Consider the following 14,023-nt stretch of genomic DNA (forward strand, 5'->3'; position numbering starts at 1 on the left):
AGGCTGAACCGAGGTCAGCTATGTCCATTCTTGTCACCGTCAATCGTGAGCAGTTCGTGCTGCGTGACCCGGAGGCGATCACTCGCGTACGCGCTGAGATCGAGGAGGCGGCCCGTTCGGGTGGCCGGATGCTCGTGATCGGCGACTCGGCCGACGGCCCCGAGGTGCTCGTCACGCCGTCCACGAACGTGCGCATCGATATCCTGCCGCTCGAAGCCCCGGACGAGGGCGAGAGCGACGACCGCGACGAAGTTGCCTTCGTCGACTTCGACGAATACTGATTCCCGCAGGACGCTCACCGGACGCTGAGGGCTTCCCCAGCCACCTACCTGAGCGGTTTGCCAGCCTGGAGGCATGACAGACGCGACCGCCTTCGACGCCCGTTCGACCACAGACCCAGGTACCGCCCCGTGGCGGGCAGCGCTCGACGACGACTCACTGTCGTTGATGACGAGGGGCTACGGGTTCGGTGCACACATCTGGAGCAGGGCTCGCGCGCAGGCCAGGGCGGTGCCACTGCGGCTCCTCGGCAGGGAGGCGTTGCTGGTGCGCGGCAGCGACGCCGTCCGGCTGTTCTACGACGAAGGCAGCATCGCGCGCCACGGGGCGATGCCCGCGTTCGTGCAGGAGTCGCTCTTCGGCCACGGCTCGGTGCACAGTCTCGACGGGGCCGAGCACCGGCACCGGAAGGCGACGTTCCTGCGCGTGGCCTACGACGACGATCGTGTCGAGGAGCTGGTCCCCCACTTCGAGCGTGAGTGGCGGGAGCAGGCCGACTCGTGGGCGGATGGCGACGACGCCTCGGCCTACGACGCGGCAGTCACCGCGTTCGGACGGGCATCCATGACCTGGGCCGGCTTGCCCGGCACGTCGGCTGCGAAGTCGCGGTGGGCGGCGCGCCTCGCCCAGATCGTCGACGGCTTCGGCGCCCCGTACTCTCCTGAATTCCTGCTCGCGTTCAGCAACCGCATGTGGTCTGACCGACACGCTCAGCGGCTCATCAAGGCCGCGCGGTCCGGTGAGCTTGCGGCTCCGGCTGGCACCGCCTTGCATGAATGGGCCTGGCACGTCGACGAGCAGGGGGAGCTGCTGCCGCCGAGACTCGCGGGCGTCGAGCTGCAGAACAGCATCCGCCCGATGATCGCCGTCGCACGCTTCGTGGCCTTCGCCGCGAAGGAGTTGCACGACCGACCCGGTTGGCGCGCGCGGATCGGCGACGAAGCGGCGGCCCGCGGTTCGTTGCATGGCGGCCCGATTGCCACCGCATTCGCGCAGGAGGTGCGGCGCACCGCCCCGTTCGTGCCACTCCTGCCAGGGTGGGCGCGCGAGGACATCGAACTGGACGGTTCGCGCGTGCGGGCAGGTGGACGGCTGCTCCTCGACATCCTCGGCACGAACACCGACGACAGCTCCTGGGAGGACGCTGGTGCTTTCCGGCCGGAGCGCTTCCTCGACGTCGACGACCACGAGTCCATCACCGAGTTCATCCCCCACGGTGGGGGCGACGTCGCGGCCGGGCACCGCTGCCCCGGAGAGAAGCTCGCGATCGCGGGCCTTGCGACCGCCATCGCAGCCCTCAGCGACCCCCGCGTCGACATCTCGGGCGTCGGCCTGGAGGTGAACCGGAGGCGACTGCCCACGAAGCCCTCCTCCGGAGGGCTCATCCGCCCGGCTGCGCCATCGAGCCGGTCCAGGTCGGAGCCCGCTGCATCCCGCTGCCCCGTGCACTGATCGTGCGACGGGGCGCCGGATGCATCAGCGCGTCGATCGACCCGCCTTCCCATCCGAACCGCCTGGGGCTCCGAACAACTTCGCAACACCCCAGCCGAGCGGGGCCGGAAGCGAGGTCACCGATGTCGATTGTGCTCACGGTCAACCATGACCGGTTCGTGCTCCATGACGCCGAGTCGATCTCCCGCCTGCACGGCGACATCCGCGCCGCCCTTCAGGCGGGCGGCAGCCTCGTTCCCATCGGCAGCCGGCCGGGGAGCCCTGAGGTGCTGATCACGCCAGCCACGCATGTTCGCATCGACGTCCTCGATGTGCGCGACGTTGATCGCTCCGTCGACGGCTCCGTGGACGGCGCCGACACCGAGGGCGCCGACCATGGCGACGTGGTGTTCATCGACTTCGATCAGTACTGACCCGCCTGTCAGCTCGAGTCGCTCAGCGCAGAGTGCCGGGGTAAGGCGCGTCCGTGCCCACGAGTGCGAGCTTGCCCTCTTCGTCCGTGACCAGGAGACCGGTGCTGCTCTCGGCCGACTCCCCGAGCCGCTTGAGCCAGTCGCGATTGATCTCCGGCACCTTGCCGCCCAGGAACTTGAACTGCATGGACGTGTTCGGGGTCAGCCAGATCGCCGAGCGTCCGTCGCCAACCGAAGGCGAGTCCTTCCAGGACATCAGGAACGACTCGTTGCGGCTCAGCTTCTGCACGATCACGATCTGCAGGTGCGTGAGGAGCCGGTCCTCGAAGTGGATCGACGTGCCGTCGTAGACGAGCGTGCCCATGATGTGCTCCTGTCAGCCTTGGGGGATGCGGCCTAGGATACGGACCGTGACCGGGAACGCCCAGGACGTGCGCTGGATGCGCCGACCGCGAGAGAGGCGAGGCACGATGCCCCGCCTCCCCGTTCATCGCTTCCGTCCTAGAACGCGGGCGTGCCTCCGGCGATCGTGATCGTCGCCCCGCTCGTGTAGCTCGACTCCGGGCTGACCAGGTGCACGTACGCGGCGCCCAGCTCAGCTGGTTGTCCCGGCCGCCCGTACGGGGCCTGCTCGCCGAAGTGCGCCACGGTCTCGCCATCAGATGAGGCTGGCTGCAGCGGCGTCCAGATCGGGCCCGGAGCGATCGAGTTGACTCGGATGCCCTTCGGCGCGAGCTGCTGCGCCAGACCAGCGGTGAAGACGCCGATCGCGCCCTTTGTGAGTGCGTAGTCGAGCTTGTCAGGCGACGGCTCGGCGCCCTGGATGGAGCCGGTCGTGACGATCGAGGAGCCCGGTTCGAGGTGCGGGAGCGCCGCCTGCGTCAGCCAGAACAGCGAGTAGACGTTGGTCTTCATCGTCTGGTCGATGCTCGCAGTGGTCATGGTGGTGATGTCGCCGTTGCTCTCCTGGTGGCCGGCGACCATCACGAGCGTGTCGAGTCCGCCGAGCTCCGCGACGGCGCGTTCGACGAGGTCACGGCAGAACTGCTCGTCGCTGATGTCGCCCGGCAGGAGCACGACCTTTCGCCCCTCGCGGACGAGCAGGTCGCGCACTTCCTCCGCATCCGCCTGCTCGCTGGGCAGGTAGTTCAACGCGAGGTCGGCGCCTTCTCGACTCAGGGCGATGGCCGCCGCTCGGCCGATGCCCGAGTCGCCGCCCGTGACGATGCCGCGGAACCCCTTCAGCCGGCCGAGGCCGACGTAGCTCTCCTCGCCGTGGTCTGGTCTGGGGGTCATCTTCCTCGCCAGGCCGGGGAGCTGCTGCTCTTGTTCGGGGAACGGCGGCTTCGGGTAGAGGTCGAGCGGGTTCTTCTTCTCGTAGTGGCTCATGCCCGCGACGCTAATTTCGGGCAGGGCGTGCCGACAACTGCTTGACCTCCCAGCTTTCTCCCGCCGTGGCACCGGCGAGGGTCCACGTCAAGGTCTCGCGGTGCGTGGGCGCATTCGTGACACTGATTCGGAGTCGACCGATGGGTCGCGCGTGACGGCGAGGAGATTCCAGTGGGGAGCACGGGCCGCATGGACCTGCCACAGGAGCAGCGGGAGGCGCTGAGGGCCGCGGTTCGCTGGGAGTGGGCGACCATCGCCTTCACGGCCTGCACCATCACGCTCGTCGCGTTCGTGGTGGGCAACTCGCAGGCGATGAAGACCGCCTGGATCGAGGACATGCTCTCCCTCATCCCGCAGTTCGCGTTTCTGATCGCGCTCGTGTTCATCCGGCGCAAGCCGACCCGCACCTTCCCGTTCGGGCTGCATCGGGCAATGGGCATCGGGCATCTCGTCGCCGGTGTCGCTCTCCTTGCCGTCGGCGGCCACCTCGCGGTGGAGTCCGTCCTGGGGTTGGTGAACGCCGAGCATCCCACCATCGGCAGCGTCCAGCTCTTCGGGACCGTCATCTGGCAGGGGTGGCTCATGGTCGCCGTCATGGCGGTCATCGTGGTCGGACCGCTCGTCTACGGTCGCGCGAAGGCCAGGCTCGCCCCGAAGCTCCACAACAAGCTGCTCGCGGCGGACGCCGACATGGCGAAAGCCGACTGGCAGACGAACGCCGCGGCGATCCTGGGCGTGCTCGGCATCGGGGTCGGACTCTGGTGGCTCGACGGCGTCGCGGCGCTCTTCATCTCCGCAGGGATCGTCTGGGACGGGGTGATGAATACCCGCTCCTCGGTGCGCGACCTCCTCGACGAGCAGGCGCGCACCCATGACGATCAGGAACCGCATCCGCTCATGAAGCGGGTGATCCTGCGCCTCCAGGACGAGACGTGGGTCGACGAGGCCGGCGTTCGGATGCGCGACCCGGGTCAGGTGTTCCACGTGGAGGCGTTTGTCGTGCCCGTCGATCGTCGTCCCCCGACCGTGGATGCGCTGCAGGACGTCGCACGGGATCTCGCGCGACTCGGCTGGAAGATGCAGGACGTGGTGCTGGTTCCCGTCGCGAGCATCCCGGACGGGGCGCAGACGCTGGCGTCCATCCGAGGGACCGGTCGGACCTGACGCCGCTGCACGCTCACCACCATGAGATGTCCAAGGGGACGTCGGTACCCTCTCCTCATGTCGAACGGCACCCCGGGCATCCCCGCGCGCACGGCCCAGCCCGTCTCGCCGGCGCGCGTCGCGGTGGTCGGGCAGGCCGGCCGGGATCTTGTGCTGCGCGTTGCGGGGATCCCGGACGCGGGGGTGAGCGCCGTGGTCAGCGAGCGCATCGAACGTCTGGGCGGAAAGGGCGCGAGCATCGCCGTCGGGATCCGCCAGCTCGATCCCGCAGCGCAGGTCTCGCTGATCGCTGTCCTGGGTGAAGACGGTGACGGCACGGAGATGCTGCGCGAAGCCGCCAGCCACGGTCTCGATACGCGCCACGTCGTCCGACGCGGCGTGACGGCGCTGCTCACGGATGTCGTCGCCGATGGCGGCGTGCGCCGACTGCTCGAGCACATCCCGGAGCAGGCGCTCCTCACCCCTGACGACGTCCGCGCCGCGACAGCCCTGACCACAGCGGACGCCGTCGTCCTGCAGCTGCAGCAGCCCTTCGACACGCTGCTCGTCGCTGCGCAGCTCACGAGGCAGCGGCCCGCGAACGGTGCCCCGAGAGCGCTGCTGGTCCTCGACGGAGCCGTCGACGCGACCGAGGACAGGGCCGGACGAGACGAGCTTGTCGGATTCGCCGATGTGGTGCGCGCGAACGCGAGAGAGGCGTCGATGCTGTCCGGGTCCGAGGTCAGGAACCGAGAAGACGCGCTCCGCACAGCCGAGACGCTCCGCGACCTCGGCCCCCGCGTCGTCGCGCTCACGGTCGACGATGCTGAGCTCATCGCCTGGCCTGGTGACCACGTGTTCCTGCCGCACGAGCGCACCCGAACGGTCGACCCCACCGGCGCGGGTGACGCGTTCGTCGCGGCGCTCACGACCGCGCTGCTCTCTGGAGCGAGCCCCCGCGAGGCAGGGCAGCGCGCGACGCAGGCCGCCGGCGCGAGCGTGCAACGCCTTGGCGGGCACCCCAGGCTCCGACGGCTCTCTCCCGACAGAAAGGGCAGCATGCTCCCCTCTACCCACCTCCCCTCGACCGACGGCGAGACGCTCGCGTGACCGGCGCGATCCCCTTCGATGTCGCACCGTGGAGCCTCGGCTTCACCGGGCTCGACCTCGACGCACCCCAGCTCGCGCATCTGGAGTCGGTGTTCGCCCTCTCCAACGGCCATATCGGCTGGAGAGCGAACTTCGACGAGGGCGACCCGCACGAGGTGCTCGGCACCTACCTGAACGGCGTCTTCGAGGACCACCCGATGCCCTACGCCGAGGACGGCTACGGGTATCCGGACACGGGGCAGAGCGTCGTGAACGTGCAGAACGGGCAGGTGCTTCGCCTGCTCGTCGGCGATGAGCCGCTGGATCTCCGCCGGGGCACGGTCGTACGCCACGAGCAGCGCCTCGACTTCCGCGCGGGCACGCTGCGGCGCGATCTCGAATGGACGTCTCCCGCAGGGCGCACGGTGCGGGTCACCAGCATCCGCCTCGTCTCGCTCACCCATCGCTCGCTCGCGGCCGTGCACTACGAGGTCGAGGCGCTCGGCGACGGCGTGCACGTGAGCGTGCAGTCCGAGGTCGTCGCCAACGAGGACATGCCGGAAGTGCATCCCGACCAGCGGGTCAACGACCAGCTCGACGAGCCGTTCGAGGGCCTCGGCCACTATTCCCTGGGCAGCGCGGCCACGCTCGTGCACCGCACCCTGAGGAGCGGCATCAGCATCGCCGTCGCCATGGACAACGTGGTCGCTGGCACGTGCGCGGCGCCTCCGAGCATCGAGACCGAGACGTCCCGAGACCTGGCGCGCACGACCGTGAGCGTGGAGCTGAAAGCCGGGGAGACCCTCGAGATCACGAAGTACGTCGGCCACGAGTTCTCGTCGACGCTCTCCCCGGAGGCGCTGCGCGACCGGGCGGAGGGCGCCGTCGACGACGCGAGACGGGACGGCTGGGAGCGGGTGCTCGCGGACCAGCGCGCGGACCTCGACGAGTTCTGGGCGTGCGCGGACGTGGAGATCGACGGCTCGCCGCGACTGCAGCAGGCGACCCGCTTCGCGCTCTTCCACGTCTACCAGTCGGCAGCCCGGCTCGAGGCGCGTTCGGTGCCAGGCAAGGGCCTCACCGGCGCCGGCTACCTTGGTCACACGTTCTGGGACTTCGAGAGCTACGTGCTGCCGCTCCTCTCGGCGACGGTGCCGGCTGCCGCCGAGCAGGCGCTGCGCTGGCGGCACTCCACCCTCGAGTACGCCCGCGCGCGCGCGAAGCTCCTCAAGCTCGAGGGGGCCGCGTTCGCGTGGCGCACGATCGACGGCCGGGAGAGCTCCGGCTACTGGCCTGCGAGCACGGCAGCGTTCCACGTCAACGCGGACATCGCCGCGGCCATGGTGCACCACATTCGCACGACCGGTGACGAGCGCTTCGAGCGGGAGGTCGCCGTCGACGTGCTCGTCGAGACCGCCCGGCTCTGGTGCTCGCTCGGTCGATGGGACCCGGACGGGGGCCTGCACTTCGACGGGGTGACCGGTCCGGACGAGTACTCGGCGCTTGTCGACGACAACACGTACACGAACCTCATGGCGCGCCTGAACCTGCGCGCCGCGGTGTCCGTCGCGGAGCGACACCACGCCGAGGCGGGCGCACTGGGCGTCGATGACGACGAGATCCGACAGTGGATTCGTGCCGCCGACGCCATCGTGGTGCCGTTCGACGAGCGCCGCGGCGTCCACGCGCACGCGGCCGGGTCGACGGACCTCGCACAATGGGACTTCGCCGCCACCTCCGCATCCCAGTACCCCCTGCAGGAGCACTTCCCGTACTTCCACCTGTACCGCAAGCAGGTGATCAAGCAGGCCGACCTGGTGCTCGCCCTCTACTTCGCGCACGAGGCATTCACCTTCGAGGAGAAGAAGCGCGCCTTCGAGTACTCGGAGGCGCTGACGGTGCGCGACTCGTCGCTGTCCGCCTCCGTGCAGTCGATCCTCGCGGCCGAGGTCGGGCACCTGCAGCTCGCCGCCGACTACCTGGCCGAGGCTGCCACGCTGGACCTCGACGACCTCCGCGACAACACCTCGCAGGGGCTGCACATGGCGTCGCTCGCCGGCATCTGGACGGCCGTCACGGCTGGCCTCGGCGGCCTGCGCGAAAGCGACAGGGGGCTCCGGTTCGCGCCTCGCCTCCCTGATCAGCTGACACGCATCCGCTTCGGGATGTTCGTGCAGGGGCGACGGCTGCACGTCGAGATCCGGCCAGAGGCGACCGTCTACCAGCTGAGCGCCGGCGAGCCCCTCCTGATCCGCCACTTCGACGAGGAGTTGGAGCTGCGGGCGGGGGACGAGGTGACCGCATCCACTCCCCCGCTGCCAGCCCCGGGCCCGGCCCCGGCCCAGCCGAGACACCGGGCGCCGAGACCCTTCGCTGAGGCCATGCGGGAGGAGTGACTACCGTCGGTAGCTCGGCGTCGGCAGGTCGACGCGCTCCGGGTTCCGGAGCACCCACGTCACGGCGAGCTCGGTGAGCGTGTCGACGGCCGGCTCGTCGAAGGATCCGCCGGCGAGCCGATCGACGGCCTGGTCGACGCTCACCAGCTCCTCCTCATCGAGCGGTGCCCCCGTGGCCACGTGCGCGCGGTACGCCTGCAGCATCCTGTCGAAGTCCTTGTCCCAGTTGCCGCCGCCGTTGCCGAGGATCTCGTTGCCGACGCGACCCGCGATGCGCACGACCTCGCCCTGCACGCTCTCGGCGGCGCCACCCCCTGGCACCAGCATCTTCCACAGCTCGCTGTACTGCGCCTTCCATCCCTCAGCGGTGACGGTGATGGGCTCGCCTGGCGCGAGGACCCTCGGCGGCACCGTCGGTTCCACGCCGAGCAGCTCGAACAGCTCGAACAGGATCGCGAGGTTCTCCTCGGACCCCTTGCCCCTGGCGATGAGTCCCTGCAGCTGCGACATCGTCTGACGCAGGTACTTGGGGGTGTCCCCGGAGATGGTCGCGCCGCGGGCGACGAGGATCCGCGCCACCTTGAGCGCCCGAGGCGCGTGGTAGTCCTTCATCCTCGTCATCGCGCGGTCGAGCGCCGTCTCATCGCGACGCCCGAAGTCCAGCAGCGGGTCCGCGCCCGCCTCGAGGAGCAGGGTGAGGCCGTCGATGTTCCCGTACTCGGCCGCAGCGGCCAGCGGCGAAGAGTGACCGGTGATGTTGGGGTCTGCGCCGTGCTCGAGAAGCACGGTCAGGACGTCGAGCTTCGCCTTCCACTTCGAATGGTGGGTCAGCGCGGTGTTGCCGAAGCGGTCGACGGCGTCCACCTCCGCGCCGTGCTCGATCAGCCAGCGGATGCCAGCTGCATCGAGCCGGTCGCTCATGAGCGCGGACTCCTTGGAGGAGTCGCGGCCGAGGGCGGTCGTCTCGACCTTCGCGAAGATCTCCTCGAGCTCAGCGATCGTGTAGGTCTCGCCCCGCCTGAATTACTTTGGCAGGGTGATGCGCTTCTTGGGCAACGTCGTCTCCTCCGGTCGGTTCGCTCTCGTTTTCGAGCGAATTCCCCAAGGGTGATCGAACCCCCTGAGCGGTTCGTGCACGTCGTCGGTGTGCCCACCCGCGCTCGTACACATCCCGTTTGCCTTCACGGCGCAGTATGGTCGCCGCATCCCCCGCCGCAGGCCGCGGCGGGTGGATGCGCGGCACCTGAACCTCGGAGGAACGCATGGCCATCGAACAACCCCAGGACCTGCGCGAGTACATCGAGCACCTGCGCGCGCTCGGCTACTCGGTGCGCGACGGCCACACGAACGACCCGGATCTCATCGACCCGCAGGGCAACCCGGTGTACACGTGGCAGGAGGGGTACCCGTACGAGGAGCGCCTGAGCCGCGACGAGTATGAGAGCGAGAAGTACCGCCTCCAGGTGGAGTTGCTGAAGTGCCAGTACTGGATGGAGGACAACGACCAGCGCGCCGTGATCCTCTTCGAGGGGCGAGACGCTGCAGGCAAGGGCGGCACCATCAAGCGCTTCACGGAGCACCTCAACCCTCGCAAGGCGCGCGTCGTGGCGCTCGCGAAGCCGAGCGACCGCGAGCGCGGCCAGTGGTTCTTTCAGCGCTACATCCAGCACCTCCCCACCGACGGGGAGCTCGTCATGTTCGACCGCTCCTGGTACAACCGTTCCGGCGTGGAACACGTGATGGGTTTCTGCACCGACGACGAGTACACGCAGTTCATGCAGCAGGCGCCGGCGTTCGAGAAGATGCTCGTCGACTCGGGCATCCACGTCACGAAGTTCTGGTTCTCGGTGTCGCGCACCGAGCAGCGCACGCGCTTCGCGATCCGCCAGCTCGACCCGGTGCGCCGCTGGAAGCTCTCCCCCATGGACCTCGCCTCGCTCGACCGTTGGGAGGACTACACGGCGGCGAAGGAGGAGACGTTCCGCCTCACCGACAAGAAGCACGCGCCGTGGACGATCATCCGCTCCAACGACAAGAAGCGCGCCCGCCTCAACGCGATGCGCTTTTGGCTCGGGCAGTTCGAGTACGAGGGGAAGGACCACGACGTCGTCACGAAGCCGGACCCGCTGCTCGTGATGCGCGGCAAGCAGGAGACCGCCGACGAGTAGGCGTGGCCTCACGCCCTAGGCTCTGACCATGCGCCACGCAGACTTCATCGACACGACCGAGGACGCCGCGAACGGGTTCGCGCTCCTCCTCGAGTCTGCGGACCACACCACCACCGTCTCCTCGTGCCCCGGCTGGTCGCTCGTCGAGCTGGCGGTCCACCTCGGCGGCGTGCACCGGTGGGCGCGTGCGCAGCTGCTCGGCGGTGGGCAGCAGCTCGACCGTCAGACGCCGGATGCGCCGCTCGCCGACCGGGACGCGCTCGTCGCGTGGTTCCGCGAGGGCGCCGCGGACCTCGTGGCGACGCTGCGCGAGCTGCCGGAGGACGCGCCATGCTGGGCCCTCTACCCTCCTGCGCGTGCCTCGACGTGGGCGAGACGACAGGCGCTCGAGGCGGCCCTGCACCTCTGGGACGCGAGCGACAGCCTCGGCATCGCGGTGCCGATCCGCCCAGATCTCGCCGCCGCCGGTGTCGCGGAGGTCGCCGAGGACATGTACCCGCGGCAGGTCGCGCTCGGACGGATGCCGTCGCTCGAGGAGCGCGTCGACCTGCGGATGCTGGACCGGCTCGAACGCCCAGGCGACGGCGGCAGCTTCGGCCTGCGCGTCCGGCTCGGCCCCGTCGACGAGACACCGGCGGGCACCGCGAACACCCTCAGTGGAGCGAGACCGGCCGACGCGACGCTCGAGCTCACGGCCGAGGCCGCGCTGCTCCTCCTCTGGAAGCGGCGCGACCTGGCGGCGGTGGATGCACGGGTCACCGGCTCCCGCGAGGTGCTCGAGCGTGTGCTCGGGAATCCGTTGGCCCCCTGAGCGCAGGAGAGCAATCCCCTAGACGCTGAGCGTCGCCGCGAACGGGTCTCGCGTGTGGTCGACGAGCGGGACCGGATCGACCGTGCTCTCGATGACCACGACCTCCCCGGCGGCCGCCGACTCCTCGATGGCGAGCATGATGTCGAGCACGTGCAGCGCCAGGTCCCCGGTCGCGACGTGCGGGAGCCCCTCCCGGATGCCCCGCGCCATGTCGAGCGCACCGTAGCCGCGGCCCGTGACCGTGCCCTCCTCCGGGTAGTCCTCCCAGGTCGGTTCGAGCACCTCCGCGTACTCCTGCGGGTGCCTGGCGACCCTCGTGCCCCCATCGGCGTGGTTCGGGTCCGGGGTCAGGAGCATCCCGCCCGCCCCGATGATCTCGACCGTGCCCATCTCGGCGAGCGGGGAGTCGTTGCTGAAGGTGAGCTGCGCGCTCGCCCCGCTCTCGAACGTCACCAGCGCATCCACGTGCGTCAGCACCGAGACGGGGAACGACTGCCCGGTGAGCGGGCCGAGCTTGACGGTGCGCGTCTCCTTGGCCGTCGATCCCGTCGCGTAGACCTTGCGGACAGGGCCGAAGGCGCTCACGAGCGTCGTCACGTAGTACGGCCCCATGTCGAGCAGGGGGCCGCCACCCTGGGCGAACAGGAAGGCCGGGTTCGGGTGGAAGAGGTCGGGGCCCGAGTAGCGCATCATGGTGCGCGCCGTGAGCGGGGTGCCGATGGCACCCGCCGCGAGGTGCCGCAGGGCGGTCTGGATGCCCGGGTTCAGCACCGTGTCGGGCGCCACTCCCACGCGCAGGCCGGCCGCGTCGGCGGCCACGAGGAGGGCCTTCGCCTCCTCCCGGTTGATGCCGATGGGCTTCTCGATCCACACGTGCTTGCCCGCCGCGATCGCGTCGAGGGCGACAGGCACGTGCACCGCGGGGATGGTGAGGTTGATGACGATCTCGACCTCCTCGTTCGCGAGGACCGACGCCGGCGAGCCCGAGAAGGGAACGCCGTAGGTCTGCGCCTTCTCGGCGGCGAGCGCCTCGTTCAGATCACCGAGCGCGACGACTCGCACGTCGGGGAAGCGCACGAGATTGACGAGATACGCGTCGCTGATCATGCCGGTGCCGATGATGCCGATGCCCACGGGGCCGCGCTTGGCACCCGGCGCTGATGTGGATGCTGCAGCGGCTGCTGTTGCCTGCGGGAGGCTCATGCGCGGTTCTCCAGGTAGTCGAAGCTGGCGGCGATCGCGGCGAAGATGTCGCCGTCGAAGTGGTCGAACTCGATGACGGCGAACTCGGCCGACGGGGCGGCGTCGAGGGCCGCACCGAGCGGGATGACGCCCTGGCCGGCCGGAACCTGGCCGAGACCGGACGGGTCGAAGGGGGCATCCGTCAGGAACGGGTTCTCAACCTTGGGGCCGTCCTTGATGTGGAGCGCCTTGACGCGGTCGCCGAGGCGAGCGAGCAGAGCGGGTGCCTCCACGCCGCCGATGTGCGCCCAGTAGACGTCGATCTCGAGCACCACCTCGTCGTCGAGGAGCCCAGCGAAGTACTCGAGGGCCGGGACGCCGTCGATGCGGTTGCTGAGCTCCCACGCATGGTTGTGATAGCCGACGCGGAGTCCATGCTCGGCGGCCTCCTTCGAGGCCTGGTTGAGCGCCGCGGCCGTCGCCTCCACCGCATCGCGAGTCGACCAGTCGAAGACGGCGGGATCGATGACGTACCGCATGCCGAGCTTCTTCGCCGCCTCGAATGTGGTCGCGTGACCCGGCACCGGCGTCGTCACGCCGTCTCGCGTGACCTCGTTCGCGACGAGCATGGCGTGCCCCGTCGGGGCGGCGATGCCGTGCAGCTCGAAGGCCGCGGCGAGCTCCTCGGCGCGGTCGACGAACGCGAACGCCTCGACGTTGCGCACCCCGATCTCGGCGAGTCTCGCGAGGGTGCCGTCGAGGTCGGCCTCGAGGTGCGAGTTGATGCTGTAGAGCTGCAACGACGTCGCCGGGCGCTGCGATTCCTGTGGGGTGCCGGGTGCTGCTGGTCGGGTGGTGGGCACGTTGACTCCTGTGTCGGTGGGCGCCCGCCGCGTCGCGGTTCGCTCTCAGGAGAGACGCTACTAGAAAATTGCCAGTTGGCAACTTTCATTCTCGGCTCAGCCGGTTCGGCCGAGCCTCTCGAGCAACCCCAGCGTGCCCGCGACGTCGACGCTCGGGTCCAGGAGCCAGCGAACCTGCAGCCCGTCGGATGCGGCCATGATCAGGTCGACGAGCATGGCCGCGTCCGCGCGGCGCTCCTCGGGCAGCGCCGCGAGCTGGCCGCCGACCTCGGCCGCCAGCTCGACCCTCGCCCGGGCGAACCGAGCCGTGAAGAACGAACGAGCAGGACCATCCCCAGCCTCGACCGACTTCGCGAGCATCTCCGTGAACAGCGAGACCATGCCGGGGAACCGCACGTTGAACTCGGCGCTCAGGCGCATCCGCTCCACGAGCGAGACGGAATCCGGCATGCGCTCGTCGTTGACGCGGTCGTGCTCGCGGATGACCTCGACGAGCAGCCCCTCTCGGGAGCCGAAGTAGTGCGTCAGCATGCCGTGAGAGACCCCGATGGACTCGCCGATCGCGCGCAGCGAGGCCCCGCTCGCGCCCGTCTCGCGGAGCGTCTCGTACGCCACCGCCAAGATCTCGCGCTTGCGCTCGACACCCTTCGCGTACCGACCCCGCGCTCCGTCTGCTGCCACGCCCAGCATCGTAGCCGGGAGGTGGCAGGGCTGGCGGGAACAAGCCGGACGCAATGACCCCATGGTCCAGACCGATAAGACCTGCTGCCTGATCGGGGTTTTCTCAGCCACTGAGGGCTCGGCGAGCCGAAATGTCGGTGGTGCGGTCCAAGATTCG

General features: G+C 69.5%; 14 protein-coding genes. 8 read left to right on the forward strand and 6 right to left on the reverse strand.

Annotated elements, in window-relative coordinates; all coding sequences use genetic code 11:
- Positions 1–20: 20 nt before the first annotated feature.
- The 3 genes from C5B97_RS15775 to C5B97_RS15785 all read left to right on the forward strand — a co-directional run bounded on the left by C5B97_RS15775 (position 21) and on the right by C5B97_RS15785 (position 2,144).
- On the forward strand, positions 21–281 hold the full coding sequence (locus C5B97_RS15775) for a hypothetical protein (RefSeq protein WP_104312936.1): 261 nt from the start codon (positions 21–23) through the stop codon (positions 279–281).
- Positions 282–354: 73 nt separating this feature from the next.
- Entirely contained in the window at positions 355–1,731 is a 1,377-nt protein-coding gene (locus C5B97_RS15780; RefSeq protein ID WP_104312937.1) for a cytochrome P450, read from the forward strand.
- 122 nt (positions 1,732–1,853) lie between these two features.
- Positions 1,854–2,144: a hypothetical protein gene (locus C5B97_RS15785; protein ID WP_104312938.1), complete on the forward strand. Its 291-nt coding sequence runs from the start codon at positions 1,854–1,856 to the stop codon at positions 2,142–2,144.
- A 22-nt stretch (positions 2,145–2,166) separates the two neighbouring features.
- On the opposite strand, the gene C5B97_RS15790 is transcribed toward C5B97_RS15785, so the two are convergent.
- Both C5B97_RS15790 and C5B97_RS15795 read right to left on the reverse strand, forming a co-directional pair.
- Complete coding sequence (locus tag C5B97_RS15790; protein WP_104312939.1) at positions 2,167–2,508, reverse strand: ATP-dependent DNA ligase; 342 nt, start codon at positions 2,506–2,508, stop codon at positions 2,167–2,169.
- 137 nt (positions 2,509–2,645) lie between these two features.
- A complete protein-coding gene (locus tag C5B97_RS15795) occupies positions 2,646–3,533 on the reverse strand; it encodes an SDR family oxidoreductase (protein WP_104312940.1) in 888 nt (295 codons plus the stop codon).
- A gap of 189 nt (positions 3,534–3,722) precedes the next feature.
- Here C5B97_RS15795 and C5B97_RS15800 point away from each other — a divergent pair, with 189 nt between their 5' ends.
- From C5B97_RS15800 to C5B97_RS15810, 3 genes are read left to right on the forward strand one after another with little or no spacing between them, the layout of a single operon-like run.
- Positions 3,723–4,697, forward strand: coding sequence for a cation diffusion facilitator family transporter (locus tag C5B97_RS15800; protein ID WP_104312941.1), 975 nt, complete (start codon positions 3,723–3,725; stop codon positions 4,695–4,697).
- Between the two features lie 57 nt (positions 4,698–4,754).
- Positions 4,755–5,786, forward strand: a complete 1,032-nt coding sequence (locus tag C5B97_RS15805) for a PfkB family carbohydrate kinase (RefSeq protein ID WP_104312942.1) — start codon at positions 4,755–4,757, stop codon at positions 5,784–5,786.
- A complete protein-coding gene (locus C5B97_RS15810; RefSeq protein WP_104312943.1) occupies positions 5,783–8,161 on the forward strand; it encodes a glycoside hydrolase family 65 protein in 2,379 nt (792 codons plus the stop codon). Before C5B97_RS15805 ends, C5B97_RS15810 begins: the two co-directional genes overlap by 4 nt.
- Here the strand turns inward: C5B97_RS15810 and C5B97_RS15815 are convergent, their stop codons facing one another.
- On the reverse strand, positions 8,162–9,082 hold the full coding sequence (locus tag C5B97_RS15815) for an ankyrin repeat domain-containing protein (protein WP_104312944.1): 921 nt from the start codon (positions 9,080–9,082) through the stop codon (positions 8,162–8,164). It lies immediately after the preceding gene.
- Positions 9,083–9,423: 341 nt separating this feature from the next.
- Between C5B97_RS15815 and ppk2 the strand changes: the two genes are divergently transcribed.
- Positions 9,424–10,329 carry a polyphosphate kinase 2 gene (ppk2, locus tag C5B97_RS15820; RefSeq protein WP_104312945.1) on the forward strand — a complete coding sequence of 302 codons (906 nt, stop codon included), beginning with the start codon at positions 9,424–9,426 and terminating at the stop codon, positions 10,327–10,329.
- Positions 10,330–10,357: 28 nt separating this feature from the next.
- Complete coding sequence (locus tag C5B97_RS15825) at positions 10,358–11,140, forward strand: maleylpyruvate isomerase family mycothiol-dependent enzyme (protein WP_104312946.1); 783 nt, start codon at positions 10,358–10,360, stop codon at positions 11,138–11,140.
- Between the two features lie 18 nt (positions 11,141–11,158).
- On the opposite strand, the gene C5B97_RS15830 is transcribed toward C5B97_RS15825, so the two are convergent.
- From C5B97_RS15830 to C5B97_RS15840, 3 genes are all read right to left on the reverse strand, one after another.
- Positions 11,159–12,343 carry a Gfo/Idh/MocA family protein gene (locus C5B97_RS15830; RefSeq protein WP_104312947.1) on the reverse strand — a complete coding sequence of 395 codons (1,185 nt, stop codon included), beginning with the start codon at positions 12,341–12,343 and terminating at the stop codon, positions 11,159–11,161.
- The gene (locus C5B97_RS15835) at positions 12,340–13,185 is read right to left on the reverse strand and encodes a sugar phosphate isomerase/epimerase (protein ID WP_104312948.1); all 846 of its coding nucleotides are present in this window, start codon (positions 13,183–13,185) and stop codon (positions 12,340–12,342) included. The genes C5B97_RS15830 and C5B97_RS15835 overlap by 4 nt, the downstream gene beginning before the upstream one ends.
- Positions 13,186–13,281: 96 nt before the next feature.
- On the reverse strand, positions 13,282–13,866 hold the full coding sequence (locus tag C5B97_RS15840; protein WP_181027045.1) for a TetR/AcrR family transcriptional regulator: 585 nt from the start codon (positions 13,864–13,866) through the stop codon (positions 13,282–13,284).
- Positions 13,867–14,023 lie beyond the last annotated feature (157 nt).

Origin of the sequence: Pseudoclavibacter sp. RFBB5 (assembly GCF_002931555.1) — a bacterium.
In the GTDB taxonomy this organism is placed as follows: domain Bacteria; phylum Actinomycetota; class Actinomycetes; order Actinomycetales; family Microbacteriaceae; genus Pseudoclavibacter.

Excerpts from the sequence above, each read along its gene's own strand:
- C5B97_RS15780 (WP_104312937.1), top strand. The coding sequence starts at position 355 with ATGACAGACGCGACCGCCTTCGACGCCCGTTCGACCACAGACCCAGGT.
- C5B97_RS15805 (WP_104312942.1), top strand. The coding sequence starts at position 4,755 with ATGTCGAACGGCACCCCGGGCATCCCCGCGCGCACGGCCCAGCCCGTC.
- C5B97_RS15785 (WP_104312938.1), top strand. The coding sequence starts at position 1,854 with ATGTCGATTGTGCTCACGGTCAACCATGACCGGTTCGTGCTCCATGAC.
- C5B97_RS15795 (WP_104312940.1), bottom strand. The coding sequence starts at position 3,533 with ATGAGCCACTACGAGAAGAAGAACCCGCTCGACCTCTACCCGAAGCCG.
- ppk2 (WP_104312945.1), top strand. The coding sequence starts at position 9,424 with ATGGCCATCGAACAACCCCAGGACCTGCGCGAGTACATCGAGCACCTG.
- C5B97_RS15790 (WP_104312939.1), bottom strand. The coding sequence starts at position 2,508 with ATGGGCACGCTCGTCTACGACGGCACGTCGATCCACTTCGAGGACCGG.
- C5B97_RS15830 (WP_104312947.1), bottom strand. The coding sequence starts at position 12,343 with ATGAGCCTCCCGCAGGCAACAGCAGCCGCTGCAGCATCCACATCAGCG.
- C5B97_RS15775 (WP_104312936.1), top strand. The coding sequence starts at position 21 with ATGTCCATTCTTGTCACCGTCAATCGTGAGCAGTTCGTGCTGCGTGAC.
- C5B97_RS15825 (WP_104312946.1), top strand. The coding sequence starts at position 10,358 with ATGCGCCACGCAGACTTCATCGACACGACCGAGGACGCCGCGAACGGG.
- C5B97_RS15800 (WP_104312941.1), top strand. The coding sequence starts at position 3,723 with ATGGACCTGCCACAGGAGCAGCGGGAGGCGCTGAGGGCCGCGGTTCGC.
- C5B97_RS15815 (WP_104312944.1), bottom strand. The coding sequence starts at position 9,082 with ATGAGCGACCGGCTCGATGCAGCTGGCATCCGCTGGCTGATCGAGCAC.